Here is a 26591-nt window from a genome sequence, read left to right as displayed (position 1 = left end):
GTCAGCGTGGACCCGGACCAGACGCTCCGCGAGATCCGTGAACTGCTCGACGACGACCGCCGCGCACCCCTGGCCCGTGACGACGTGGGTGCCCTGCTGGACCGGATCGAGGCGCTCGACCGGTGGCTGTCCCGGGGCGGATTCCTACCCCGCGCCTGGCAAGCACCACGCAGGCCCGACCAGGCCAGCACGGCCCGTCGATAGCCCGCAGCATCGCAGATCGCCGTACCACCACCGCCGGATCGATCGATCCGGCGGAGTGCCCATGCCCGTGAGGAGTAGACGCATGCAGTCGCAGCACATGTACCTCGGCCAGTACGTCCGGCTCAGTCCCGCCACCGACGCGTGGAAAGAAGGTCACCGAACCGGCACCATCACCGCGATCGGACGCCGGTACGCGCACGTGAGACTGTCCGGAACCGACCGCACGCAGCGCATCGCCCCGTACCTGATCCAGGACTACGCCAGGCCGTTACCGGCCTTCCGCCGCCCGGATCGCCCGCGATGTGACTGCGGCTGCCCGGTGCACCACGGCGGCACCAACAACCTGACCACCGACGGCTGCGGCTGTGCGATGAGCTGCGCGTCGCTGCCGATGCTGATCCAGTCGCCCGAGGTGTCGTCGGTCGGGATGCTCGACGACCGCGGAGTGCTGCTGACCGCGATCGTCACCCAGGGCTCGATCCAGTGGGACACCGTCTGCGAGGTGCAGTGCGCGCCGCACGCCGATGCCGCAGCGGCCGCGGTGCAGGACGGGCTCGCCGCCATCTACGCGGTCGTGGCCGCCGCGGTCGCCTACGACAACGCCGGCGGCACACCGGATCGGCCGGTGCTCGAAGGACCGCCCGCCTCGGCGTCCCCGGCGCCGGAGGCGACGACACCGCTGCCCCCGGTCGTTCCCGCCACATTGCACCCCCTGGCGGAGACCGCGCGCCGGGTGGCCACCGTGTTGCTGGATCTGGACCGGGCCTGGGACAACGCCACCCGCGACGACCCCCGCCTGGACGAGCGGTTGTGCGACGGCTACCCGTTCGGCGCGAGCCTCGACGAGGTCTGCGCCAACGCCGAGGAGTGGGCGTGGCGACTCGGTGAACTCGACCGGGCGCAGCGACGCGCCGGCGAGCGCAGCGACCCGCAGCAGCCGTAGCCGGCCGGACGCCGCGAACCGCAGCGGCTCCGACACCCACCCCCACGCGATGGCCGGGACACCGACTGGTGCCCCGGCCATCACCGTCTCAAAGGAGCATTCCCTCGATGTCTGAGCACACCTGCCCGCACGGCGGGCAGAGCATGGCGCCGGAGTTGGGCGCACGGCCCCGCCACAGCGGGCTCGTCGTCCCCTACATCTCGCCACATCACCGCACCGGACGGCCCGCGTTCGGGATCGTCGACGGCCCACCGCTGCGGCGCTGCCTCGCCGACGGGCTGTGTGGGGTGTGCGGTGGGCGCCTCGGCGGGGAGGTGATCGTCCTGGCCCGGGCCGCTGACCTCCGCGCCGGCCGGGTCATCGAACCTGGCCTGCACCCGGGCTGCTTCGACTACACCCGTGCGGCGTGCCCGATGGTGTCCGGGGCGATGGACACCCACCACAAACACCCCGACCGGCGCCGCTGCACCGACCGGTCCTGCTGGTGCCACGGCCGCGGTGCCGAGGACGGTGTCGCCGCCCGCGCCGGGCAGGCCGCGCCGGCCTGGTACGCGGTCCGCCTTCCCCGCGACAACTATCGCACCGTGCCGCACTCGCCGACACAACCCGGCGTGATGCTGAACGAACACATCCTGGACCACGCGCACGCCGTCCGTGCGGTGCGCCCGCCGCACCTCGCCGACCAACCACAGGTCCTCCACCTGCTGTTCGGTCTGGTCAGCCTGGCCACCCTCACCGACGCTGCCGCGGAGTGGACGACCCGCCGCAAGACCAAGGCCGCCCGACGCATCCCGGCGTGGCTGCACAACCGTGGCGACCTGCTGGCCATCCCTGACCTGCCGGGCACCGCCGCACGGTTCAGCCACCTGGCCCGCCAGATCGTGGCCGCCTCCGACCTCGACGGCGGCATCACGCTGCTCGGCTGGCACTTCTGCCAGCGTCCCCACGACGGCTGCCCCCACGCGACCGGACGCGCAAACACGTCGGGCGGCTGACCCACAACGCGTCGGGCTGCCGCCACGCCGTCTGCGACCCGGACCGCTGGCGAGACCAGCGCAGGCCGCCTACGTCGCCGACGCCGACCCCGCACAGCAGTCCCTGCCCATCGCACGCCCGTCGGCCGGCCCGGCCGGCGGATGACCGCTGCCCGCCGCCGGCGGGCGCAGAAAGGACTCAACCCACCATGACCCTCCACAACAGCCACACCCAGCAGGACCCGATCCCCGCAGACGTTCCGGCCGTCGCGTTGATCCTGCTGGCGATGCACCAGCTGTACGGCACCGTCCCGGACGACGAGCAGCTGCGGATCGGAGCGGTCGCGCTGCAGAAGGACTCCGACGACGTCCTGGGCGTCGACTGCCAGACGATGCCGATCAACGCCGCCGAGTGGGAGTACCTGTCACCGCAGCGCTTCGCGGTCTACCTGAACACGATGATCGTGGCAGGCACCGCCACCTGTCGGGACCTGTTCGTCCGCCAGCTCGCAGGCCCGGTCCTGGCCTGGTGGGCCGCCGCCACCGTCGACGACGGGCAGAAGCGCGTCGTGGCAACCGACCTCGACGGCCGTTGGTACCACGCCCTGCCCAACCCCGACGGCCCGTTCCCGGTCGTGGGCGTGCATCCCACATCCGCCCCGACCGGCGTCGAACCGATCGTCGCCGTGCTGACCGAGCTTCGCGCACCGCACAGCCTCACGCCGCGGACCCCCACGGCGCTGGCGGCATCCGACAGCCGGATGTGCGGCTGCTGGCACCCCTACGTCGAACACGGCCTCGACCAGCCCCACCGCTGCGGCGTCGACGGGTGCGACTGCGCCGGGTTCTGGGGCATCGAGGACCCCACGATGCCCGGCCGCTGGGTCCTCGACACCGAGCTGTCGCTGGCCGTGTCGGGCGTGGCCGGAACCTGCGACACCGCCGAGCACCACACCGGTCCCAGCGGAGTGCGGTGGCACTGGGCGCCGGAGTTTCTTACCCACCACGCCAACCAGTTCCGCGTCTGAGCCCCGCCGGCGCCTGACGCCCGCCGTCTCATAGCACCCGGTCGCGCACGCCTGCCACGGCCCGGCCCGGCCACCGCGGTATCGCAGGGCGCAGTGCGTCGGCCCTGTCGCTGGCCACGATTCTCCCCTCCGGTTCCTGACCGGACCTTCCCTGTCCTGTCCTCCTTGCGCTGGTGAGCACCCACCGCCAGCCCGGGGGAGGGGCCGGCGTAGGGGGTCTCACCGGTGCACCTGCTGAAAGGTGCCACCACCCATGACCCACCCCACCATCACCCACCCGACCGTGGAGCTCGACGCCACGACCTCGCCCGGCGACTGCGACAGCTGCGGCACGCCGATCGACGACGGCAACCAGATCGAGGTCGACGACGAGCTGCTGTGCACCGACTGCGCCAGCTTCTGCAACGACTGCCACACCTGGCACGTCGACGGCATCGACTGCGGCTGCCCCCGATGCGCGGACTGCAACACCCGCATGGCGCCAGACAACCAGATCAGAGTCGACGACGTGATCGTGTGCCGCGACTGCGGCAGCTACTGCGACGACTGCTGCACCTGGAACCGCAGCAGCAACGACTGCGACTGCCCCACCTGTGAACGCTGCGATGCCCGGATCGCCGACCAGAACGTCATCTACGCCGACGACCTGTCGGTGTGCGCGGACTGCGCGTGGCGGTGCGAGGGCTGCAACACGTGGCGGCTGGAAGGCAACGACTGCCCGTGCGACTCGCTGGACGGCATGGTCCACCACTGTGACTACCTGCCGCTGCTGGCCTTCCATGGCGACGGTCCGCTGTATCTGGGCATGGAACTGGAGATCGGCATCGCCGAGGAGTTGCAGTACGACTGCGCCCGGCTGTGCACCCAGACCCTGGACGGGCTGGCCTGGCTGAAACGTGACGGCAGCGTCGAGGGCTTCGAACTGGTCACCCACCCGATGTCCTACCAGTGGGCCATCACCAAATTCCCGTGGCACCTGCTACCGGCACTGGCCGAGAAAGGCGCTGACCGGCACTGCCCGAGCGCCGGCCTGCACGTGCACCTGTCCCGCGCAGGGTTCGCCGGCCCGGCCCACATCTACCGGTGGATGAAACTCATCCACCGCAACCGGCCGGAGGTCATCGGCCTGGCGCGCCGCGACAGCACCTCCTACGCCCCGTTCACCGACGATGCGCGCCGTGACACCGGCCGCTTGGCCAAGGGCAAGGCATGGTCGGGCAAGTACGCGGCGATAAACACCTGCCATGAGGACACGTTCGAGTTGCGGGTGTTCGCCTCCTCGCTGGAGGTGCAGCACGTGCAGGCGGTCCTCGGCTTCGCCGACGCCTCGGTGGAATACACCCGTCACCTCAGCGTCGCCGACATCGCCCGCCGCGACGGCTGGGGCTGGTCGGCCTTCGCCGACTGGGTCGCCCAGCACGACACCTACGCGCCGCTGACCCGCGAGATCGGGGTCGCGTGATGTGCCTGATCACCTTCCTCCCGCCCGGTGTGGCCCCAGACCTCGACGCGCTGCACGCCGGCGCCTTGTTCAACCCGGACGGGCACGGCTACGCCTTGGCGGACCGCGGCCGGATTCTGCTCGACCGTCACCGCGACCCCGATCTGCTCGTGGAATGGTTCGCCGCGGCCCGGCGGGCGCACCCGGACGCGCCGGCGCTGTTTCACTCCCGGCTGGCCACCCACGGCACCATCAGCCGCGCCAACTGCCACCCGTTTGCGGTCGGCGGCGACCGGCGCACCGTGCTGGCCCACAACGGGATCCTGCCCACCCCCGTGCGACCCGGCCGCCGGGACCGGCGCAGCGACTCCCGCATCGCCGCAGAGGAGTTTCTGCCCAGCCTCGGTCCGCTGTATCGGGCCGGTACCCGCCGTCGCGTGGAGAAGTGGATGGGTCCTGGCAACAAGATGGTGATCCTCACCGTCGACCCCCGCTACCCGCAGCGCGCCTACCTGCTCAACGAGCAGTCCGGCGTGTGGCACGGCGGGGCCTGGTACTCCAACGACGGGTTCCGCGACCTCGGGTTCTGCCTCGACACCGGCCCCGTCGATGTCGAGCGGTGCGTGTGCGGCGGTCCACTCGACGCCGAAACGCTGATCTGCGGCGAGTGTGGCCTGTGCCTGGAGTGCTTCTGCGGCCCGGACTCCTGCTGCTGCTGGGAAGACGACCGCCCCGCCGCCCCGCCGCCGCCTGGGCCGTCCTGCCTGAACACGGCAGGGCCGCGCAGTGACTGCCCACGGCCCCACCACGCCACCACGCGCTGACCCCGGTCTCCCGGGGCTGGCCCGGCAGATCGTCCTGTGATGCCCCAGCCGGCCTCGCCGGCTGGGGCACAACCCGGCCCGCGGACCGCGGGCGACGAGAAAGGACAACCATCCATGTCCAACCGCGATCACACCACCAGCGGCTGCTCCGAGTCCGGCAGCGACGGTGACCAGAGGTGCATGGTGCTCGCGCTGCGGCACCTCTACCAGCAGATACCCTGCGACGCGGTACCGCGCATCGGAACAACGACCACGCCGACGCCCGGCGAGGTCGTCTCCGAGCAACTGCCCGTTCCCGACCGTGCGTGGTTCCTGGAGCGCTCACCGCGGTTCGGTCGCATCCTCAACACCGTGCTGCCGCACCCTGGCGGCTCCACCACCCGCGAGGTGCTCCTGAACGGGCTGTCGGGGCGGCTGCTCGGGTGGTGGCTGGCCGTCGGCTACGCCGATCGTGCCCGGCTCGTGATAGCCACCGACCTGTCCGGCACCTGGTACGACGCGCTCCCCGCAGCGGATGCCGCCGCGATGCAGGTGCAGGTCTACCGGCCCGGTACAGCGCCGACCGGGAGGGACGAGGTCGTCGAACTGCTGCAGGAGCTGGCCAGGCCGGGCAGCCGGCGCCGGCAGACCGCGCAGGACTGGGCCGCGGCGGAAACCCGGATGTGCACGTGTTGGCACCGGTTCGACGACCACCATCTCGACGACCTCGGCCATCCCTGCCGCCGCGGCGGCTGCGACTGCCGCCGCTTCGCCAGCCTCGACACCCACGCCGGACCCGGCCGCTGGGTGCCCGACCGGCCGTCCACCCTCGCGGCCCTCGGCCCGGACGGACGCTGCCAGGACACCGCCCACCACACCGGGCCCGACGGGCGGCGCTGGCACTGGGCGCCCACCTACCTCACCCACCACACCCACTGACCCGGAGACCACGCCGATGAACGAGCACCTGGACCAGCGCGACCAACTGATCATCGCCCAGCGCCTCGCCCATCTCGCCGCCGTCACCGGGCCACGCGACGGCGACGTCGTCGAGTTCACCGACGGCACCGTCCGCCGGATCAGCCACCTGTGGCGGCTACCCGACGGCGAACCCGACCAGGCCCAAACCAGCAGCGGCGGCAGCTTCTACCTCGGCCGGCACGGGATGTCGTTCTCCGGGGCGCTGTACCCGCCGGTCCCCGCCGACAGCCTGATCGACACCGGCCGGACCCGAGCCGCCGAGGTGTGGATCTTCCACCACGACCAACGCCGCGCACACAAAGACGTGCACGCGACCATCCCGTTCCGCGTCTACCGCTGCGCCCTACCCGCACCGCAGTAGCGCACTCGCGTTTGTTCGTCGACTGGTCCCCTGCCCGCCGGTCGGCGAGCAGGGGACCAGCCCCCGTTTCGGGAGGCCCCCGTGCACCGCACCACCATCACCATCCTCAGAGACGTTCCCGACTCGCTGCCGCTGGACCTCGACACGCTGTGGGCCCAGATCCACGAGCTGGAACAGACCGGCCGCCCACGCGACTTCCGCACCAGCCTCGCGCTCCGCGACCGGCTGCGGGAGTTGATCGCCCGGTCCGGCTACCAGCCGCCCGGCTACGACCCACGATCAGCCCACACGATCGGGCAGCTGGCCTACCTCACCACCGCGCACGGCCTGGTCGCCTGCCGGACCCTGCGGCTCGCCGATCCCCGCGACGGGCGTGCACGGCTCATCGTGCAGATCACCGGCCCGAGAGGCTCCTACCAGCGTGGGGAGCTGTATGAGGCCGACACCGAGCAGGTGATCCCGCGACCGCACCTCACCCGACACCACGGCGGCAGCCGAATCCACCAAGGCTGGCGGTGGACACCATGACCGCACACCCACATCGGCAGACGACGCGGTTCCTCGCGACGATCCACACGCCGGGCTGCCGGCCTGTCGACGACGACCCGCCGGTCTTCGACACCCCGCAGCAGGCGTGGGCGTGGCTGGCCGAGCAGCGTCAGCAGGCCGAAGATGACGCCGTCGTCCTGCTCGACGACGAGGGCGACACCTGCTACTCGACCACGCTCCAGGAACTGGCCGGCCTGGCGGCTATCAGCGCGCCGGACGCGGCGTGGGACGGCACCGGATCGGTCCGCGGTGACACTCCCGGCGACGGCGGCTCCCACGACCTCGGCCTGGTCTACGAGGTCACCGCCCTCGACGACCCGGCCGTCTGCGCCAACCCCGGGCATGACCACACCGCGCACGACACCACCGGCACCGCCATCGACGGCCCGCACCGGTGCGGGCACTGCGGGCGGCCAGCGCACTGGGACGAACAGGTCGACGACTACCAGCACGACGACCCGACCGCACCGGACTGCTTCCTGATCCGACGCCTGCCCGGCGCCACCCCCTGCCATCCGGAGAGGACCACGCACTGATGAGCGACCACACCACCGCCCGCCAGGACACGACCAGCGACCGGGTGTTCTTCGATCAGGACGCCGACACGGTCGACGCGCTACCCACCTTCGACTGGTAGCCCCAGTCCCACCCAGCCCTCTCGCCCATCCGGAGCCGGCCAGCCCATCCCGCGTGTCGATGCGGGTCTCGGGCTGGCCGGCTCCCCGTTCTGCCCCCGCCTGTTCACCACACCACGCTCAGAGGAGAACCCGCATGACCGCTCACCACTCGCCGCGTCGCCCGCGGCTACTGACCCAGAACTCCCGCCTGAAACCCCTCGGGATCTGGAACTGGACCCTGCCCGCCTGGGCCGGCCGGCTGTCCGACGGCCGCACCTACAACACCTGCCCGTCGGCCGGGATATGCCGGCACGTCTGCTACGCCCTGGCCGGCACCTACCGCATCCCCGCAGTCCGCGCCCGCCACGAAGTCAACCTGCGGATGGTTCTCGACGACCTGCCCGGCTGGCAGCAGGCGATGGCCGCCGACCTCAACCTGCCCGTGCTGCAGGGCCGGTGGGTACGCATCCACGACGCCGGGGACTTTCTCAGCGACGCGTACACCCGCGCCTGGCTGCACCTGGCCCGCACCCATCCGCAGGTCCGGTTCTACGCCTACACCAAGGAGATCCGGCGCTTTCGGCGCCTCGTGGAACCGGACCCGCCGCCCAACTTTCGCTGGGTGTACTCCTACGGCGGCACCCAGGACCACCTCCTCGACCCGGAGACAGACCGGGTTGCCGACGTGTTCCCCGACACGGAGGCGCTGACCGCCGCCGGCCACCACTCACAGGCCGGCTCCGACCTGCTCGCCGTCACCGGCCCGGCCCCCGTTGGCATCACCGCCAACCGCATCCCCGGCCACCAGCGGCTGCTCGCCGGCCGGTCGTTCCGTCAATGGCAGCAGCAGGACCAGCAGCGCCGCGCTCGCAGTCCTCGCCGCGCGCAGCGGTCCTTTCGCTGTATCCAGAAGCGATCACTTCCGGGCGAGGATCCGACGTGAGCCGGGGCCGCGGCGGACTGGTGGTCGTCCCGTTGCGCCTGGCTGCCGCCAACGAAATCGTGGCCCGGCTGCATCGCCATCACCGGCCAGTGGTCGGGCACCGGTACTCGATCGGCGCTGTCAACCGTTCCGGACGGCTGTGCGGCGCGGTGATCTGCGGCCGACCCGTCGCCCGGCACCTCGATCCCGATCGGGTCATCGAGGTGACCCGCCTGGTCACCGACGGAACCGCCAACTGCTGCTCCCTGCTCCTGCAAGCCGCCGCCCGTGCAGCCACTGCCCTTGGCTACGAACGGATCCACACCTACACCCTCGACACCGAACCCGGCACCAGCCTGCGCGCCGCCGGCTGGACCCGCGAACACACCACCCGCGGCGGCGCTTGGACCAGACCCTCACGCACCCGCCAGCCCGGCCCTGCTGGGCCGAAAGTGCGCTGGTGTCGCGTCCTCAACCCACCCGCCACCGTCACCTGACCCGCTTCCCCTGATGGCTCGCCGCGCACCGGCGGGCCTTTCTCGTGCCCGCACCCAGAAACCGCACCAGTCCGTACCCTGCGTCGGCGGGGTGCGGGCTGTTTCTCGTTGGAGGACAACGCCATGCTTCGCATCGCTGGCGCAGCCATCGCCTGCCTGATCTTCGGAGTCACCGCCGCCGTCGGCACCGTCGCACACCTCATCCCCGGCGGCACCCCATCCACCAACCCCGGCAACTGCACCACCGTCGCCTCCGCCGCCCGCGCCGCGCCGGCCGGGCGGTGGACTGCTGAGCAGACCGCGAACGCCACCGTGATCGTCGCGGTCGGCAACCGCATGCACATCCCCAGCCGCGGCTGGGTCATCGCGGTCGCCACCGCGATGCAGGAATCCTCCCTGCACAACCTCACCGGCGGCGACCGCGACTCGATCGGCCTGTTCCAACAACGCCCCAGCCAAGGCTGGGGCACCCCCACCCAACTGCACGACCCCGCGTACGCCGCGCACGCGTTCTACGCCAAGCTGCTGCAGGTCAAGGGATGGCAGACCATGCCTCTCACCAGAGCGGCGCAGACCGTGCAACAGTCAGCATTCCCCGATGCTTACGCCACATGGGAGACCCCCGCCACCACGTTGGTGGCGGCGATCGCCCGGCGCGGCCACCTCCCGACCGTCGTCGCATCGCCGGCGGACTGCGATGCGACGTTCATCAGCCCGGTCATCGCACCGATCGTGTCCGGGTTCCGTACCGACGGCCGGCCCGACCACAACGGCGTTGACCTCGCCGCGAAGCAAGGCACCCCGATCCGCGCCGCGCACGCCGGCACCGTCACCGTCGCCGAATGCGAACCGTCCACCGGCAACTGCAACCAGCCCGGCAGCGCCTCTACACCGGGATGCGGGTGGTACGTCGACATCACCAGCCCCGACCAGACCCTCACCCGTTACTGCCACATGCTGCACCGCCCGACCGTTCACGTCGGACGGAAGGTCAAGACCGGTGAGGTGATCGGGATCGTGGGACAGTCCGGCAACGCCGACGGACCCCACCTGCACTTCGAAATCCACCTCCACAAAGATCCCAGCGCTGCCGGCGCGGTCGACCCGATCGGCTTCTACAAGGCCAGGCACCTCACCCTCGGCAGCGCGCAACGTTCGGCGCCGAGCCTCAACTGACAGGCGGCACTCCATGCCTTGTGCGTTCGGCTACCGGGCGCGCGAGGATTGTTGATGCAACCCGCCGTGCTCCTGCTGTCGATACGGGTGTACGCCGCCGGCGCCCCGTTCCCGGGTCCATCCCGCGCGCGTGGAGATGGACCCCCGTGGCGCGCGCCGCGGCGAAGGTCGTCAAGCTGCTCCCCGCACGCGCGGGGATGGACCCCTGCCCACCGTCAACCCGGCACTCATGCGGACTCCGCTGGTGGCGGGTGTCGGCTCGTGCGTCACCCCACGTTCGGGGCGGCGGTGCGCAGGAATGTGAGGCTCGTGTCGAGGGCGGCCTCTAGGTGGTTAAGGCGGCCGGTGGACATGAGGATGGTCACGCCGCCCTGGACTGCGGCGACGAGAGCGGCGGCGGTGCGGTCGGCGTCGAGTTGCGGATCGACCTCGCCGGTGTCCTGTAGGCGTTGGATGCCGGTGCGCAGGGCTGCCTGCCACTGGCCGATCAGCTGGCTGGTGAGCGCTTGGGCGGCGGGCGTGGCGCGGCCCAGCTCGGTGATGAGCATGCCGAGTGGGCAGTTGATGCCCTGCCGTTCGTATCGCGCCACGACCGCGTCTCGCCAGCTCTGCCATGCCGACCAGGTATCCAGGTTGCTCAGGTGCGGTTCCTGGTCTTCGAGGACGCGCTCGGCTTCACGGGCGGCCACCGCGAGGAGCAACTCCTCTTTCCCGCCGGGAAAGTAGTGGAAGATCTGGCTCTTGCTGGTTGCGGTGCGGGCACGGATGTCGTCGAGTGTCGTCCCAGCGATGCCCCGCTCGCGGATCTCCTCGGCCGCGCCCTCCACGATGCGGCGCCGTGTGGCCTGGCCCTTCGTGGTCAGGCGTGGCGCTCTCGTTGCTGCCATGTCTATGAGCCTCCGCCACAGTTTATGGACTTGCTGGTCCATTTTAGCCGAGGGACAGTCGGGGAGCCGAACGACATGAAAGGTGCGCGAGATGCGAGCGATCCTTGTGGAAGAACTTGGCGAACCCGAACGACTGCGAATCGCCGACCGGCCCGTCCCCCAGCCCGGACCAGGCCAGATCCGGGTGGACATCGCCGTGGCCGGGGTGAATTTCATGGACACTGGCGCGCGTCGGCTCGGCGCCGCTACCGGCGACCTGCCCTTCGTGCCCGGTGTGGAGGGCGCCGGCAGGGTGAGTGAGCTGGGCGAGGGGGTCACCGAGTTCACTGTGGGCGACAGGGTCGCCTGGGTATACGCCTACGGCTCGTACGCGGAACAGATCGTGTTGCCGGCGGCCGACGCGGTGCCGGTACCTGACGACATCTCTGACGAGATCGCCGCAAGCCTGATGATGCAGGGCATCACTGCCCACCACTTCGTCACCGAGGCCGCCGACGTGCGGCCCGGCCAGGTCGCCGTGGTACACGCCGCCGCCGGCGGACTGGGCCAGAAGCTGACCCAGCTCGTCAAGGCACGCGGCGGCAAGGTCATCGGCATCGTGTCCAGTGAGCAGAAGGCCGAAACCGCCCGTGACGGCGGCGCCGACCACACCGTGGTGTCCACCGGCGACGCCTTCGTCGGCCCCGTACTGGAGCTCACCGACGGTGAAGGTGTGGACGTCGTCTTCGACGGCGGAGGGGAAACCACCTTCCGCGCCTCGATGGAGGTCCTACGGCGGCACGGGCTGCTGCTGTACTACGGCGCGGTCATCGGCGCCGTCCCCGTGGTGAACATGCGCGAACTGCCCCACAGCATCAAGGTCTCGTACCCGGTCTTTCGCGACCACATCCCCACCCGCGAGGCACTGTTGCGCCACAGCGCGGACCTCTTCGACCTGGTGCGACGCAACATCCTGATCCCGGACATCGGCCGCCGCTATCCCCTTGATGGCGCCGCCCAGGCCCACCGTGACATCGAGTCCCGGACGACCACCGGCAAGCTTCTGCTCTTCCCGTGACACCTACAGCCGCGCCTGCATGCGTCCCGGCGCCGCGGTGACCGCGGCCACTGGCCCCGTACTTGACCTCAAGCGCTGGAAGTTCTCCACACTCGAAGGCATGGATGACACCGACACTGCACGCGGCACCGGCAGCGAGGGCCTGAGCATCCAGCAGGTTGCCCGGCGGACCGGGTTGAGTCAGCCGACGCTGCGCTACTACGAACAGATCGGACTCATCGATCCGGTCGATCGTGACCCCAGCAGCGGCCACCGTCGCTACTACCCGCGGGCCGTCGAACGGATCGAGTCGCTGGCGCACCTGCGGGCGGCCGGGCTGCCGATCGAGGACATGCGCACGCTGATGCGTTCGCGCGGTCACCGCCCGGAGACCATCCAGACCAAGCTCGAACTGCTCACCGCGCACCGCGACACGGTGGCCAGCGAGATCGCCGCCCTGACCACGCGCCGCTCCTACCTCGACAACCGCATCGCGTACTGGCAGGCGGTGCTGGCCGGCGACGACACGTCCGCGACCCGACTCACCGAGGAGGGCCAGACGCTCGGGGACCAGCTGCACTGACGGCGGCGCCCTCGCCACGAGCGACGACGCGCTTCGCGATCCGCCGACACCGACAGGACCGGCCCGGCGCCCGGTTGGGCGTCTCGCCGGTACCGGACCACGCTCTCACAACGGGGGACTTCATGCGCTTATCTACCAAATGGGCAGTGTTCACGCTGGTCGCCATCGCCCAGTTCATGGTGGTACTCGACACCGCCATCATCAATGTCGCCCTGCCGGTGATGAAGAGCGACCTCGGCTTCGGTGACAGCTCCCTCCAATGGGTCGTCACCGCCTATGTCCTGACCTTCGGCGGGTTCCTGCTGCTGGGCGGGCGGGCGGCGGACCTGTTCGGTCGACGGCGCATGCTCGTGGCCGGGATGCTCGCGTTCACCGTGTTCTCGCTGCTGATCGGCCTGAACTCCTCGCCCACCGTGCTCATCGTGCTACGGGCGCTTCAGGGCTTCTCGGCCGGACTGATGTCACCGGCGGCGCTGTCGATTGTGCTCGTGACGTTCACCGAGGCCCGCGAGCGAGGCCGGGCGCTGGGCTACTGGTCAATGGTGTCCACCGGCGGTGCGGCGGTCGGGCTGCTGCTCGGCGGCGTGTTGACCCAGTACGCCGGGTGGCGGTGGAACTTCTTCATCAACGTGCCGATCGGTCTGGTCGTGGCCGCGCTGATCGCCCGGGTGGTACCCGTACACGGCCATGACGACCGCCCGCGGCGGCTCGACCTGCCCGGCGCCGTGCTCGTCACCGCCGGACTGATGGCCGCCGTGCTCGGGTTCAGCCAGGCGCCAGCGTGGGGCTGGACGAACCCGGGAACACTGGCCATCCTCGCCGCCGCCGTCCTGCTGCTGGCGGTCTTCACTTGGTACGAATCCCGCCAGTCCCAGCCGCTGATGGACCTGGCGATCGTCCGGCGGCGCAACGTCTCCGGGGCCAACGTCATGATGGCGGCCATCTACGGCGGCAACCTCGGCATGTTCTTCGTACTCACCCTGTGGATGCAGGGCGTCCAACATTGGGACGCGGTCCAGACCGGCCTGGCGTTCCTGCCGTTCCCGGTCGTGCTCGGCGGCGTGTCGACCCGCATGGGTGGGCTCGTGCACCGCTTCGGCTTCCGGCCGTTCCTCATCGCCGGCCCGACACTGGTCGCGTCCGGCATGGCCTGGCTGTGTTTCCTGCCTGTCCACGGCAGCTACGCCGGCACCGTCCTGCCGGCGCTGCTGGTCATGGCCGCCGGATACGGCATGAGCTTCGCACCCATGTATGCCGCCGCCACCGGCAGCCTTCCCGCCCGCTTGTCAGGTCTCGCGAGCGGGCTGATCACCACCTCGCAACAGATGGGCGGCGCGCTCGGCCTGGCCGTACTGTCGGGCGTGGCCGCGTCGGTCACCGCCTCGGCAACCCGACAGGGCCGTACACAGGCACTGGTCACCGGCTACAACGCCGGCATGCTCGTCGCCGTCGCGTTGACCGTCATCGCCCTCGCGGTCGCCGTCACCGTCATCCGCCGGCCCGCCCCGGCAACGGTGGACGAGGCCGGCTCCGGCGCCGACCGGCCGTTCGCGCACACCACGAGGCCGTGATCCCGTGCGCACCGCGGTCGGCCCACATTCCACTCGCCTCACCGTCCACCTCGACCCGGCCCGAACCGACCTTCGAAGGGGCCACAGCATGATCACGCTCATGACCGTCATCCGTAAACGGCCAGAAGTGTCCACAGTGGACTTCCGACGCTTCATGGAATCGGAGTATGGACCGATCTACGCCGGCCTGCCGCAGGTGAGCCAGTACGTGCAGTACTACCTGTCGGATCTCGCCAGCGACGGGGCGGAGGATCCCATCGACGCCGTCGTCCGCATCAGCTTCGACTCCGAACAGACCATGCGCGAGGCACTCGCGACAGACGAGTACCAGCGGGCGCACGAGTTGCGGAAGGCGTACCTGCGTGACACGTCGATCGGCATCCACTCCGCCGTCCTCGACCGGCAGGTGAAACTTGCATAGCAACGCGGAGAGCGACACTGCCGGAAACCCTGTCACAGCTCGGTGTCGACGGCCCAGTCGTGCAGGGCGTTGAGAGCCGGAACCAACGCCGTCCCTGCCTCGGTGAGCCGGTACTCCACATGCGGCGGTACCTCCGGATAGACGATGCGCTGGACGATGCCGTCGGCTTCCAACGCACGCAACTGCTGGATCAGCATCTTCTGCGTCACCCTCGGGATAGCACGCTCCAGCTCGGAGAAGCGACGCGGCTCGCGTACCAGAAGGTGGTGCAGGATCAGCAGCTTCCAGCGCCCCTCGACCGCGGCGACGGCCCGCTCCACACGGTCGATCGAGCAGCCGGGGCGCCCCTGACCGACTTCACTTACGACTTCGCTGGTACCAGCCATGACGTAAGTGTAGGTCTGCTGCCAGGCCACTCCAGCAAGCGATGGCCGCTGCCACCGACCCCCTCGTTCGTCGATTCGTTCGGACGGAGGCGCACGCCTCCCCATCACCGTGCCGACCCTTGGAGGACAGTTCGATGTCCAGCACCCAGCGCGTCGCGATCGTCACCGGCGGATCGCGCGGCATCGGCCGCGCGGCAGCCGAACGTCTGGCGGCCGACGGATTCGCCGTCGTCGTCAACTACGCCGCCCGCGCGGCCGACGCACACGCCGTGGTCGACGACCTTCGCGCACACAGCCGAACCGCCATCGCGGTACGTGGCGACGTCGCCGACATGCATGACGTCGCGACCTTGTTCGACACCGCCGAGCACGAACTCGGCGGTGTCGACGTGGTCGTCCACAGCGCCGGGGTCATGCCCTCGGGTACCGTGGCCGAGTTCGACCTCGCCGAGTTCGACCGTGTCGTGCGCGTCAACCTTCGTGGCACCTTCGTCGTCAACCAGCAGGCCGCCCGACGCGTACGAACCGGTGGCGCGATCGTCAACCTTGCCAGCTCCGTCACCCGGTTCTCCGCTCCCGGTAACGCCGCCTACACGCTCACCAAGGGCGGCGTGCAGGCTCTTACCCTCCTCCTCGCCCGAGAACTGCGCGGGCGAAACGTCACCGTCAACGCAGTGGCACCTGGCGCCACCGAAACCGAGATGCTCACCGAGTACCTGGCCGGCCGCCCAGACGAACGGACGCGGATCGCCGGCCAGTCGCCTCTGGAGCGGCTCGGTACGCCCGACGACATCGCCGAGGTGATCTCCTTCCTCGCCGGCCCCGCTCGCTGGGTCAACGGCCAGGTCATCTTCACCAACGGCGGCGCCGTTTGACCCTCGCCGGCGCAACGGCCACCCGGGTAGGGATCGGCACACAGGGGCGTACCAACGGCGGCAGTCACTGTCGCGACCGTCATCGCGTCACGCCACCGGCCACACTTACTAAATAGTCAGTACTTCCCAGCAAGAGAGTGCCGATCTAGCGTCGGAATCGGCGCGAGACCCGGATCAGTCACCGTTTTCCTTTGCACCGCAACAACATTCGACTTCCAGCGAGGCACACGTGAGCCACACAACCAGATTCGTCTCCCTCAACCGACACATTCCCACCGGACGCATCGAGCCTGACCACTTCACCATCCAGACCAAGAACCTGCCCAACCTGACCAACGGACAGCTCCTGCTTCGCCCGATCGTGTTCTCGCTCGATGCCACCCTGCGCGGACAACTCACCGGCCAGGAAGGCTACTTCCTGCCGCAGATCCCGTTAGGCGAAGCGATCACTGGCATCGCAGTGTCCGAGGTCGTCGAATCCCGCCACCCGAACCTCCAGCCAGGAGACCGGGTCCTCAGCCAGGCCGAATGGGCCGACCTCTCGGTCTGGCCACCGCGCGACTCCTGGCTCGACCCGACCCCGCTCGACCCCCGCATCGACAAGCCCTCGCACGCTCTGGGCGTCTTCGGCCTGCTCGGCGGGCTCACCGCACACACCGGCATCATCGAAGCGGGACAGGTCCGTGCCGGAGAAACCGTCGTCGTCTCGGCCGCCGCGGGCAACGTCGGATCGCTGGCAGGCCAGATCGCCCGTATCCGAGGCGCCCGCGTCATCGGACTGGCCGGATCACAGCAGAAGCGCGCCCTGCTCACCGAACGCCTCGGTTTCGACGCGGCACTCGACTACCGCGCCCCCGACCTCGCCGAGCAGTTGCGGGCGTTTGCGCCCGCCGGACCCGACCTGTACTTCGACGCCGTGGGCGGCGAGGTCAGTCAGACCGTCATGGGCATCATGCGACGACCCGCACGCGTGATCGTGTGCGGCCTGATCTCGACCTACGACCACGACACCGCCTGGACGATCGACATCAGGCCCATCTACGGCAACGGGCTGACCCTTCAGGGGTTCACGCCGCTCCAGTTCCCCGATGCGCTGCCCGCCGCGCTCGACGACCTCGTCGACTGGGTACGCGACGGCGCGCTGATCCCGCTGGAGACCGAGCGCCGCGGACTCGACGCGCTGCCCGGCGCCATCAGCGGCCTGTTTCGCGGCGAGAACATCGGCAAGATGATTGTCACCGTCCCTTAACCCGGGTCGTACCGCGGCACGACGTCGGGTCCTTCACGTAGGCGAACCGTGCGCCTGCCTGGACGGCATCGGCCGGCGGCCAGACAGCGACACCTCCTGCGGCTGTGATGTCGGCATACGCCGCGTCCAGGTCGGCGACCGACAACGCTCAGTGGCCGAAGCCGAGCCTCGCGGCGGCGTCGAGCGGATCGGCGAAGGAACGGGCACGACTCGCTCCCGCTCGCACTCGCGTACGCCAGAAGGCAAGCAGCCACCGCTGCCGTGGTCCCTGCGCCATAGCGGGAACCACGGCTTTACTGTCTGGAACCTGACAGTTACTGCTCATCCTGGGAGTTTCTGTCGGTCATGCGTGCTTGACTCTCAGTCGCCTGTGCTGAGGGCTTGTGGCAGTCCTGCGTGGTCTGCGCCCTCGGCGCGCATCTGGGAGGTGGCCGGGGGTCGTGCGTGAGTGGGTGGCGCACAGTCAGAGCAGGTCCGGGCGGTGGCAGCCGTGGGTTGAGCATGCGCGGAACGTGGCGGGGATGGCCGGTGCGTTTGCAGCGCCGTTCGACGGCGCGGCGATTGCTCACCGGGTTGGGCTGCTGCACGATGCCGGGAAGCTGTTTGATCGCTGGCAGGACAAGCTCGCTCGGGTGGCGGCGGCCGGTGGGGCGGTGCGGATCGACCACAAGGCGTTGGGTGCGGAGATGGTCCGCACTGCTGGGTACGGCAAGATCGCCGCGGTCGTGCTGGGGCATCATGGCGGCCTCGTTGACGGGTCTCGGGTGCGGGGGCTGATAGGGAAGCTGCTGGGGGAGAACCCCGACGAGGCTGCGGCCGAGGCGACGGTTCGCCGGCTGCTGCCGGAGTTGGCAGATTCCGCGCCGGGCGCGATCCCGCCGGCGTGGGTTGAGGATCCTCTGGTCGGTGAGCTCGGCGTTCGGATGGTGTTCTCGGCGTTGTGCGACGCCGACCATCTCGACACCGCGGCGCACTTCGCGGATGAGGAAGCACCGCGGGTGCGTCCTGACAGCGACTTCTGCCTGCTGGCCGACCACTTCGCGGCTGCTCGGGCGAGGTATCTGGCGGCCCGCGCGCCGACGCGGATGGATGCGGCGCGGGAGGCGGTCTACCAGCACTGCATGGATGCGGCCCTGTCCGAGCAAGGCATCTTCCGGCTGGGGGTGCCGACCGGCTACGCCAAGACGTTGGGGGCAGCCGGTTTCGCGTTGCGGCACGCCGCCCAGCATGGGCTGCGGCGGGTGGTCATGGCGGTGCCGTTCCTGACGATCACCGAGCAGAACGCCGCGGTTCTTCGTGGCCTGTTGGACGGCGCGGCACCGGCCCCGGTGGTGCTGGAGCATCACAGCGGGGTCGATCTGGACGCCGCCGGACGGCAGGCGCGGCTGGCGTCGGAGAACTGGGATGCGCCGGTGGTGGTGACCACGTTCGTCCGGCTGTTCGAGTCGTTGTTGGGGCGCAAGCCGTCCGTGGTGCGGCGGCTGCATCGGTTGGCACGGTCGGTGATTGTGCTCGACGAGGTGCAGGCGCTGCCGGCGACGATGCTGCTGCCGATCCTGGACGTGCTGCGGATTCTGGTGCAGCACTTCGGGGTCACCGTGCTGTTGTGCTCGGCGACGCAGCCAGACTTCTGGCACTTGAGCCCGTTCCGTCAGTTGCCCGCCACCGACGTCGTGCCGGACCTGGCCGCGCTGCCGCCCGGCCGCCAACGCACCCGGTTTCGGTGGCGTACGCAGGGGGATCTGACGCTGGCGGATGTGGCGGCCGAGACGGCCTCGGGCGGCTCGGTGTTGGTCGTGGTCAACACGACAGCAGACGCCCGCACCGTGTTCGATGCGTGGTCCGGCATGCCGGGCGTCGACAGTGTGTGGCATCTGTCGACCCGGATGTGCCCGGAGCATCGGCGGCGGGTGCTGGTCGAGGTGCGCCGTCGACTCAGTTGCGGGTTGCCGGTGCGGTTGGTGGCCACCCAGTTGATCGAAGCCGGCGTGGATGTGGATTTCCCGGTGGTGTGGCGGGCGTTCGCGCCGGCCGACTCGCATGTTCAGGTGGCGGGCCGCGCCGACCGAGAGGGCACGCTTGCCGACGGCGGCGAGGTGGTCATCTTCTCGGCGGTCGACGCCTCACAGCCGCCCACCTACCGGATGCTGCTGGCCGCGACCCGCCGGCACTGCGGGCCGGACAGCACAGCACCCGACGATCCTGACTCGCGCGTGACACCCGATGATCCCGCCGCGCTGATCCGCTACTACCACGAGATCTACGACAACCTGAATCTGGAAGACGCTGCCAGCGTCGGGCAGCGCATCCAACGGGCGCGCCGCGGCTGGCAGTTCGAGACCGTTACCGACGGCCCGCAGCAGGGCGGACGCCGCGACCGCAGCGCGGCGTTCCGGCTCATCGACGACGACGGCCTGGCGGTGGTCACCCCGCAGGCCGCCGTCGACGAGGCGACCCGCACCAGTCTGCACGAGGCGATCGTGCGGGTGCGCGCCCACCCGACCCGGGACGATCTGCGGCTGCTGCATCCGTACACGACGACGCTGCACCCCTCGGCGCTGCGCGCTGCCGGCGTGACCGCGCTACTGAGGCCGGTCCTTGGGCAGTTGGCCCCGGGCGGCCTGGCCGAATGGGTCGGCGCGTACGACGCGTCGACCGGCATGTCTGTCGACACGAAAGTGGAGGAGTTTGTGTTGTGACCACGTTGATTGACGGGCAGCCGCTACCGGCCGCTGGCGGGCATCCACCGGTGGTGATGCAGGTGTGGGGTGAGGCGGCACTGTTCACCCGTCCCGAATTGAAGGTCGAGCGCGTCACCTATCCGGTACCGACCCCGACTGCGGCGGTGGGCATCCTGGAGTCGGTGTTCTGGAAGCCGGAGATGCGCTACCAGGTGGTGGCGATCGAGGTCCTCAAACCGATCCGCCAGTTCCGCATCCGCCGCAACGAGACCAGCGACCTGCCGAGCCTGGCCGAGGCCGCCCGAGGCGCCCGCCGCGTCGACACGGCCGCGCATCGCGATCAGCGCAACGCAGTGTGCCTGCGGGACGTGGCCTACCGCATCCATGCCCACATCCACCTGCAGGGCCACGCCAGCAAACCGGTCGCCGCCTACCGCGACCAGTTCCGCCGCAGAGTCACCCGCGGCGCCTGCTTCCAACGGCCGTATCTGGGTACCCGAGAATTCGCCGCCTACTTCGGCGACCCGGACGACACCCCGCCGATCAACCGCAGTGAGCAGCTGGGCATCATGCTGCACTCCATCGACCGCAGCGCCTCGCGCGAGCCGGCGATGACGTGGTTCACCGCGCAGATGACCCGCGGCGTTGTGCGGATACCCGAACACGGGATCCCGGCTGGGCTTCCTGCGGTGGCGGGTGCGTGATGCTGCTGCACCGGCTGGCCGAGTACGGCCGTGACAGCGCCGATGTGCTGCCGCCCTTCCATGCCCGCAAACCGGTCCGGTTCGTCCTCGACCTCGACGCCGCCGGCGTTCCGGCAGAGGAGCTGACGCCCTTGGCTGATCCCTCGGGTGCACGCCAGCGCACCGGGGTGCCGTTCGTGGTGCCGTCGATCACCCGCACCAGCGGGGTGGCACCGATGCTTGCCGTCGACAACCCGGAGTACCTGTTCGGCTGGGTCGCTGAGGATGCCCGACCCGAGTGGGTCGCCAAGCAGCATCACGCGTTCCGGGACCTGATCGCGCACTGGGAGCAGCAGGCCGGCGACGATCCGGCGGCGCGGGCGGTGGCCCGCTTCTACCGCGACGGCCACGTTGCGTGTGTCCGCAAGCCGCCGGACGGATGGGGCCGCAAGGATCTGGTCGCGTTCCGGGTCGACGGTGCGATGGCCTTCCGGAGCCCTTCGGTGCGCGCGGTCTGGAGCGGCGTGGCGTTGGGCCGCAAGGCACTCGACCGGAACGGGATGTGCTTGGTCTGCGGCCGCATCGCAACGCTACTGAAGACCATCCCGTCCCAGATACCACGCCGGCTGGTGCCTGGCGCCACCCAGAACGCATCGCTGGTCAGCGTCAACGAGCCGACCCACGGCTACGAACTGGTCACGTCGCTGACCAACACCCCGATCTGCGTCGACTGCGGGCTGATGGTCATGCAGGCGTTGACATCCCTGGCAGGCGACCCCGAGCACAGCATGGCGCTGGCCAAACAGCACAGCCGCATCATCTGGTGGACCGACAGCGCCGACGAGATCAACGTTGTGGGCACCCTCGATCGGCCCGAAGCCGCCGAGCTGCAGCACCTGCTGTCCAGCCCGCACACCGGACAGTCCCACGATCCGGGCGACACGGCCACCTTCTGCGCGCTGACCATCGGCGGCAACGTCGCCCGCGTCATGGTCCGCGACTGGGTGGAACACCCGCTGCCCGACATCCGCGACCACGCACGCGCCTGGTTCGACGACCTGGCCATCGTCGGCTGGGACGGCCAACCCGCCCAGCCGGAACGTGCCGTCGGACTCTCCCAGTTGGTGCGGTGCTGTGGACGGTGGGACCGGCAGAAATCCAGCTACGTCCCGATCGGCGACAAGGGCGAAGACCGGCCCAACGGGCTGTACGCGACGCTGCTGCGCGCCGCCCTGTTCGGTACCCGGATCCCGCCAGCCTTCGTGGCTCACCTCGTACGCCGGGTCCGCCTCGACGGTCACCTCGATCCCAGCCGCGCCGCGCTGATCCGACTCGCGCTGCGCCGGCATCCGACCACCTCGAATCCGGAGGTCTACATGCCCGCCCGCAACCCCGACCACCACGACCCCGCGTACCTGTGTGGTCGTGTCTTCGCGCAACTCGCATCCCTGCAATGGGCCGCGGCCAAGGCCCACGGCGAAAAACTCAACACGAGCTTCGCTGACCGCTACTTCAACCGTGCCCTCACCAACCCCACCATCACGCTCAGGCGTGGCGAGCAGTACGCCAGCGCCTGGCAGAAGCGGCTAGCCCGCAAGAAGCCCGGCCTGGCCACCTTCTACGCAAAGACCCGCGGCGAGCTGTACCACCAGATCGACCAGTGCCCGGCAGAGGTCCCCACGCGGCTACTGCCCAAGCAGCAGTGGGAGTTCATCCTCGGCTACTACCACGAACAAGCTCGCGCCAACAGCAGCACAGACCGCAGCACCGACACCACCGACCAGGAGAACACCTGATGACCGACACTCACCTTGACCCCACCCGCCGCCACGACGTCGTCCTGCTGTTCGACGTGACCGACGGCAACCCCAACGGCGACCCCGACGCAGCCAACCAGCCCCGCACCGACGAGGACACCGGCCACGGACTCGTCACCGATGTGGCCATCAAACGCAAGATCCGAGACGTCGTACCGCTGCTGCGCGAGGGCGACCCGCGCTACGGGATCTTCGTGGAAGCCGGACACGCCCTCAACACCCGCATCGACGAGGCGAAAACAGCGGTCTCCGACCCCGACGGGAAACCGAACCCTGCCAAGGCCAAGGACGCGAAGAAGACAGCCACAGACAGGGACGCGGCGCGGCGGTGGCTATGCGACCGATACTTCGACATCCGGATGTTCGGCGCCGTGCTCTCCACCGGAGAACAGGGCGGAGCCGGCAAGGTCCGCGGCCCCATGCAGTTCACCTTCGCCCGCAGCATCGACCCGATCCAGCCCACCGAACACACCGTCACGCGCGTCACCCAGACCCGCCAGACCGACATCGACGACGGGCAGAGCACCGAGTTCGGCACCAAGTGGACCGTCCCGTACGGCCTGTACCGGGCACACGGCTTCTACTCCGCCGCCCGCGCCGACGACACCGGCATCACCAGCACCGACCTGCAGACCCTGTGGCACGCGCTGCAGGTCATGTTCGACCACGACCGCTCGGCCGCCCGCGGCGAGATGAAACTGCGCGGCCTCTACGTGTTCAGCCACCCCACCAAACTCGGCGTCGCGCCCGCCGACAAACTCTTCCACCTCCTCAAGCTGGAGCTGACCGACCCGGAGAAACCCGCGCGGGCCTTCACCGACTACACCTGCACCATCGACCACGCCGCAGTACCCGCGGGCATCGAACTGACCAACCTCACCGACCAGTGGCCAACGACCCAACCATGAGCGTCCCTAACTCCACCAGCGCGGGCGGCGAGCTCCTCTCGGTGCCGTTGTCCGCGCTGGAACACTACGCATATTGCGACCGGCAGGCTGCTCTTATCCATGTCGAACGTGCTTGGGCCGACAGCGTCGACACGCTGCGCGGCGATGTCAGCCATCGCGTCGTGGATCTGCCCGGACTACGCCGCCGCGCCGGCGTAACCATCGTGCGATCACTCCCCGTCTGGAGTACCCAACACGGCCTGCACGGCGTCTGCGACGTCGTCGAGTTCCGCGGCGATACCGCAATGCCGGTCGAATACAAAGTGGGCCGCTACCACGACGCCGGAGCTGCCCAACTCCAGGTCGCTGCCCAAGCACTCTGCCTCCACGAAGCCGGGTTCAACGTGCCTCGCGCGGCGATCTACTCGGTCGCCGAGCATCGCCGCCACCCGGTCGAGCTCACCGACGACCTCTACGACACCGTCGTGGCTGCGGCCGAAGCATTGCGCGACATCCTGCGCAGCCACACCATCCCCGCTGCCCGGAACGACACCCGATGCCGCCGCTGCTCACTACGCGACGACTGCATGCCCGGGCTGCCCGGCCGCTCGCCCACCGCAACGACAAACCTGTTCACGCCCCGCCCGCTGGGCCGATGGAACGATTGAGGAGCCGATGACCGAGCTGCTCAACACCCTCTACGTCCAGACACCAGGCACGAGCCTGCACCTTGACGGCAACGCGATCCGCGTCTACCACCCGGACCAGACCGGCCGCACGCTCATCCCACTGGCGCGCATCGATCATCTCGTACTGTTCACGGGCACCACTATCACCGATGACCTGCTGCTGCGCTGCGCCGACGACACACGCTCGGTGAGCTGGCTGACCGGAGCCGGTCGATTCCGCGCCCGCGTCACAGGCCCCACCCTCGGCAACCCACTACTGCGCCAAGCGCAACACCGAGCCGCCGATAGCCCGGACCGGCAGCTGTCCATCGCACGATCAATGATCGCTGGCAAGATCCATAACAGTCGGCAGGTTCTGCTCCGTGCCGCCCGCGATACCGCCGGTACCCGGCAGGACATCCTTCGTCAGACCGCCGAAACGCTGGCTCGGCGGCTCCACCTGCTCGCCAACGCGCTCAGCGTCGACGAAGCCATGGGAGCCGAAGGAATCGCCGCCCGCGACTACTTCACCGTCCTGCCGCATCTGGTACCCGACCCGGCGTGGACACGCGGCGGCCGCACGAAACGACCACCCGCCGACCCCCTCAACTGCCTGCTGTCCTTCCTGTACGGGATGCTGCGCGTCGCTGTCCACGGCGCCCTCGAACAGATCGGCCTCGACCCATACTGCGGCTACCTGCATGCACTACGCCCCGGCAAACCCGCCCTCGCCCTCGACTTAATGGAGGAATTCCGACCACTACTCGCCGACCGACTCGCCTACACCATCGCCAACCGACGCGAACTCGACCCGGCCACCGACTTCGAGGCGCTACCCACCGGCGCCGTCCGCCTGACCGACACCGCGCGCCGAACCGTACTCAACGCCTGGCAACGCAGCCGACAACGCGACTGGCCGCACGCCACACTCGAACGCAACATCCCCGCCGCGCTGCTACCACTCGTCCAAGCCCGGCTGCTGGCTCGGCACCTTCGCGACGATCTCGACTCTTACCGCCCCTGGACGGTGAACTGATGGATCTGGTCATCACCTACGACGTCAACACCACCACCCCCGAAGGGCAACGCCGCCTCCGCGACGTCGCGAAAATCTGCGAAGGATACGGCTACCGCGTCCAACAATCGGTGTTCGAAGTCGTCTGTCGCAACACCGACAAAGTCCGCCTCATCGCTGCGCTAGCTACCACCATCGACCCCGCCCACGACAGCGTCCGCATCTACCGACTGCCCACCAGCGCCCTCGACACCGTCGAACACCTCGGCAAACCCCGCCATCGAGCACCCCGAGACCCACTCATCCTCTAACCGTCGATTCAACCTCAGAACCCCAAGCTCGCCAGGGACACGCAGACGATCCCTAACCACGTAACTTGACAACTCGATACAAACAGACCATGGTCCTCAAGCTTCGTAGCATCTCTCTGGAGAGACTTCCCAGGTCACGAACCCCAGCGCTGACCGCTCGCGGTCGGCGAGGATCGCAACCCTCCTGGTGGCGTAGTCATTGTGACTAGCTCCGGCCAGCGCTGACCGCTCGCGGTCGGCGAGGATCGCAACTGGATCGAGGCCATGCCCGTACCGGCAATCTGCCTCCAGCGCTGACCGCTCGCGGTCGGCGAGGATCGCAACCCAGCGATGAGATCGCGCGCCGGTGGGGCGCCGACGTGCAGCCAGCGCTGACCGCTCGCGGTCGGCGAGGATCGCAACACTGCGACGCCGACCAGCAGATCCGGGTTGTGCCCCCAGCGCTGACCGCTCGCGGTCGGCGAGGATCGCAACACAGACGGGCAGCCCACAGACCGCAGTGCCGGGGCCCAGCGCTGACCGCTCGCGGTCGGCGAGGATCGCAACGTGTCGTGGTGTTACAAGCTGACCGCGTCCGATGTCCCAGCGCTGACCGCTCGCGGTCGGCGAGGATCGCAACGAGATCCCCGACGCCGTGCGTGCTCGTCTCCGGGCGCCCAGCGCTGACCGCTCGCGGTCGGCGAGGATCGCAACACCGGGACCGGCAGTGTCCTGTTTGTTACGGCGGTCGCGGACCCAGCGCTGACCGCTCGCGGTCGGCGAGGATCGCAACTGCGGGTCGAACACCCACACCGAGCCCGCGCGGCCACGGCCAGCGCTGACCGCTCGCGGTCGGCGAGGATCGCAACGTCGTACCCGTCGACATCATGTCCATGCCGCGGACCAGCGCTGACCGCTCGCGGTCGCCGAGGATCGCAACACGATCCGCGTCAAGTCTCCGAACGGATGGCCGGGTCCAGCGCTGACCGCTCGCGGTCGGCGAGGATCGCAACGCCATCTGCGGGCCGGTAGCCCCGGTGCTGTAC

Annotated in this window: 28 protein-coding genes and 1 CRISPR repeat array; of the genes, 26 read left to right on the top strand and 2 right to left on the bottom strand. The window is 69.5% G+C overall.

The features are described 5' to 3' along the window. The first annotated feature begins 6 nt into the window (after positions 1–6). From Aru02nite_RS05415 to Aru02nite_RS05355, 13 genes are all read left to right on the top strand, one after another. Positions 7–204 (top strand): hypothetical protein, encoded by a 198-nt coding sequence (locus tag Aru02nite_RS05415; protein ID WP_203655414.1) that lies wholly within the window; start codon positions 7–9, stop codon positions 202–204. A gap of 82 nt (positions 205–286) precedes the next feature. Further along, on the top strand, positions 287–1147 hold the full coding sequence (locus Aru02nite_RS05410; protein ID WP_203655412.1) for a hypothetical protein: 861 nt from the start codon (positions 287–289) through the stop codon (positions 1145–1147). A 107-nt stretch (positions 1148–1254) separates the two neighbouring features. Beyond that, a complete protein-coding gene (locus tag Aru02nite_RS05405) occupies positions 1255–2142 on the top strand; it encodes a hypothetical protein (protein WP_203655410.1) in 888 nt (295 codons plus the stop codon). 188 nt (positions 2143–2330) lie between these two features. Further along, on the top strand, positions 2331–3149 hold the full coding sequence (locus Aru02nite_RS05400) for a hypothetical protein (RefSeq protein WP_203655408.1): 819 nt from the start codon (positions 2331–2333) through the stop codon (positions 3147–3149). A 253-nt stretch (positions 3150–3402) separates the two neighbouring features. Next, positions 3403–4611: a hypothetical protein gene (locus Aru02nite_RS05395; protein ID WP_203655407.1), complete on the top strand. Its 1209-nt coding sequence runs from the start codon at positions 3403–3405 to the stop codon at positions 4609–4611. Next, a complete protein-coding gene (locus tag Aru02nite_RS05390) occupies positions 4611–5414 on the top strand; it encodes a class II glutamine amidotransferase (RefSeq protein ID WP_203655406.1) in 804 nt (267 codons plus the stop codon). The genes Aru02nite_RS05395 and Aru02nite_RS05390 overlap by 1 nt, the downstream gene beginning before the upstream one ends. 114 nt (positions 5415–5528) lie before the next feature. Continuing rightward, positions 5529–6332 carry a hypothetical protein gene (locus Aru02nite_RS05385; protein WP_203655405.1) on the top strand — a complete coding sequence of 268 codons (804 nt, stop codon included), beginning with the start codon at positions 5529–5531 and terminating at the stop codon, positions 6330–6332. Positions 6333–6348: 16 nt separating this feature from the next. Continuing rightward, positions 6349–6735, top strand: coding sequence for a hypothetical protein (locus tag Aru02nite_RS05380; protein ID WP_203655404.1), 387 nt, complete (start codon positions 6349–6351; stop codon positions 6733–6735). Between the two features lie 81 nt (positions 6736–6816). Beyond that, positions 6817–7263 carry a hypothetical protein gene (locus Aru02nite_RS05375; protein WP_203655403.1) on the top strand — a complete coding sequence of 149 codons (447 nt, stop codon included), beginning with the start codon at positions 6817–6819 and terminating at the stop codon, positions 7261–7263. Beyond that, the gene (locus Aru02nite_RS05370; RefSeq protein ID WP_203655402.1) at positions 7260–7820 is read left to right on the top strand and encodes a hypothetical protein; all 561 of its coding nucleotides are present in this window, start codon (positions 7260–7262) and stop codon (positions 7818–7820) included. Before Aru02nite_RS05375 ends, Aru02nite_RS05370 begins: the two co-directional genes overlap by 4 nt. A gap of 235 nt (positions 7821–8055) precedes the next feature. Further along, on the top strand, positions 8056–8844 hold the full coding sequence (locus tag Aru02nite_RS05365) for a GP88 family protein (RefSeq protein ID WP_203655400.1): 789 nt from the start codon (positions 8056–8058) through the stop codon (positions 8842–8844). Continuing rightward, positions 8841–9320, top strand: a complete 480-nt coding sequence (locus Aru02nite_RS05360; protein ID WP_203655399.1) for an XF1762 family protein — start codon at positions 8841–8843, stop codon at positions 9318–9320. The genes Aru02nite_RS05365 and Aru02nite_RS05360 overlap by 4 nt, the downstream gene beginning before the upstream one ends. 123 nt (positions 9321–9443) lie before the next feature. Beyond that, positions 9444–10496, top strand: a complete 1053-nt coding sequence (locus Aru02nite_RS05355) for a peptidoglycan DD-metalloendopeptidase family protein (protein WP_203655457.1) — start codon at positions 9444–9446, stop codon at positions 10494–10496. 266 nt (positions 10497–10762) lie between these two features. On the opposite strand, the gene Aru02nite_RS05350 is transcribed toward Aru02nite_RS05355, so the two are convergent. After that, positions 10763–11383, bottom strand: coding sequence for a TetR/AcrR family transcriptional regulator (locus tag Aru02nite_RS05350; RefSeq protein WP_203655398.1), 621 nt, complete (start codon positions 11381–11383; stop codon positions 10763–10765). A 91-nt stretch (positions 11384–11474) separates the two neighbouring features. Here Aru02nite_RS05350 and Aru02nite_RS05345 point away from each other — a divergent pair, with 91 nt between their 5' ends. The 4 genes from Aru02nite_RS05345 to Aru02nite_RS05330 all read left to right on the top strand — a co-directional run bounded on the left by Aru02nite_RS05345 (position 11475) and on the right by Aru02nite_RS05330 (position 14994). Then, positions 11475–12440 (top strand): quinone oxidoreductase family protein, encoded by a 966-nt coding sequence (locus Aru02nite_RS05345; protein WP_203655397.1) that lies wholly within the window; start codon positions 11475–11477, stop codon positions 12438–12440. 100 nt (positions 12441–12540) lie between these two features. Continuing rightward, positions 12541–13002 carry a MerR family transcriptional regulator gene (locus Aru02nite_RS05340; protein ID WP_203655396.1) on the top strand — a complete coding sequence of 154 codons (462 nt, stop codon included), beginning with the start codon at positions 12541–12543 and terminating at the stop codon, positions 13000–13002. 146 nt (positions 13003–13148) lie between these two features. Beyond that, a complete protein-coding gene (locus tag Aru02nite_RS05335; RefSeq protein ID WP_203655395.1) occupies positions 13149–14573 on the top strand; it encodes an MFS transporter in 1425 nt (474 codons plus the stop codon). Between the two features lie 88 nt (positions 14574–14661). Further along, the gene (locus tag Aru02nite_RS05330; RefSeq protein ID WP_203655393.1) at positions 14662–14994 is read left to right on the top strand and encodes an EthD domain-containing protein; all 333 of its coding nucleotides are present in this window, start codon (positions 14662–14664) and stop codon (positions 14992–14994) included. Positions 14995–15026: 32 nt separating this feature from the next. Here Aru02nite_RS05330 and Aru02nite_RS05325 read toward each other — a convergent pair whose 3' ends face one another. After that, a complete protein-coding gene (locus tag Aru02nite_RS05325) occupies positions 15027–15380 on the bottom strand; it encodes a winged helix-turn-helix transcriptional regulator (protein ID WP_203655392.1) in 354 nt (117 codons plus the stop codon). Positions 15381–15514: 134 nt separating this feature from the next. Here Aru02nite_RS05325 and Aru02nite_RS05320 point away from each other — a divergent pair, with 134 nt between their 5' ends. The 9 genes from Aru02nite_RS05320 to cas2 all read left to right on the top strand — a co-directional run bounded on the left by Aru02nite_RS05320 (position 15515) and on the right by cas2 (position 25566). Then, positions 15515–16255 carry an SDR family oxidoreductase gene (locus Aru02nite_RS05320; RefSeq protein WP_203655391.1) on the top strand — a complete coding sequence of 247 codons (741 nt, stop codon included), beginning with the start codon at positions 15515–15517 and terminating at the stop codon, positions 16253–16255. Positions 16256–16484: 229 nt separating this feature from the next. Continuing rightward, a complete protein-coding gene (locus Aru02nite_RS05315; RefSeq protein ID WP_203655390.1) occupies positions 16485–17504 on the top strand; it encodes an MDR family NADP-dependent oxidoreductase in 1020 nt (339 codons plus the stop codon). A 440-nt stretch (positions 17505–17944) separates the two neighbouring features. Beyond that, the gene (locus Aru02nite_RS05310; RefSeq protein WP_308446254.1) at positions 17945–20203 is read left to right on the top strand and encodes a CRISPR-associated endonuclease Cas3''; all 2259 of its coding nucleotides are present in this window, start codon (positions 17945–17947) and stop codon (positions 20201–20203) included. 5 nt (positions 20204–20208) lie between these two features. After that, entirely contained in the window at positions 20209–20889 is a 681-nt protein-coding gene (gene cas5c, locus Aru02nite_RS05305) for a type I-C CRISPR-associated protein Cas5c (RefSeq protein WP_373324844.1), read from the top strand. Beyond that, positions 20889–22664: a type I-C CRISPR-associated protein Cas8c/Csd1 gene (cas8c, locus tag Aru02nite_RS05300; RefSeq protein WP_239076421.1), complete on the top strand. Its 1776-nt coding sequence runs from the start codon at positions 20889–20891 to the stop codon at positions 22662–22664. The genes cas5c and cas8c overlap by 1 nt, the downstream gene beginning before the upstream one ends. Continuing rightward, on the top strand, positions 22664–23593 hold the full coding sequence (cas7c, locus tag Aru02nite_RS05295; protein ID WP_203655386.1) for a type I-C CRISPR-associated protein Cas7/Csd2: 930 nt from the start codon (positions 22664–22666) through the stop codon (positions 23591–23593). Before cas8c ends, cas7c begins: the two co-directional genes overlap by 1 nt. After that, a complete protein-coding gene (cas4, locus tag Aru02nite_RS05290) occupies positions 23590–24240 on the top strand; it encodes a CRISPR-associated protein Cas4 (RefSeq protein WP_203655385.1) in 651 nt (216 codons plus the stop codon). Before cas7c ends, cas4 begins: the two co-directional genes overlap by 4 nt. A gap of 7 nt (positions 24241–24247) precedes the next feature. Then, on the top strand, positions 24248–25276 hold the full coding sequence (gene cas1c / locus Aru02nite_RS05285; protein WP_203655383.1) for a type I-C CRISPR-associated endonuclease Cas1c: 1029 nt from the start codon (positions 24248–24250) through the stop codon (positions 25274–25276). Next, positions 25276–25566 (top strand): CRISPR-associated endonuclease Cas2, encoded by a 291-nt coding sequence (cas2, locus tag Aru02nite_RS05280; RefSeq protein WP_203655382.1) that lies wholly within the window; start codon positions 25276–25278, stop codon positions 25564–25566. Before cas1c ends, cas2 begins: the two co-directional genes overlap by 1 nt. Positions 25567–25709: 143 nt before the next feature. Beyond that, positions 25710–26558: a CRISPR direct-repeat array (repeat unit 37 nt; unit sequence CCAGCGCTGACCGCTCGCGGTCGGCGAGGATCGCAAC). Positions 26559–26591: the final 33 nt, after the last annotated feature.

Source organism: Actinocatenispora rupis (genome assembly GCF_016861975.1).
GTDB lineage: Bacteria > Actinomycetota > Actinomycetes > Mycobacteriales > Micromonosporaceae > Actinocatenispora > Actinocatenispora rupis.
This window is presented reverse-complemented; position numbering and strand designations above follow the sequence as displayed.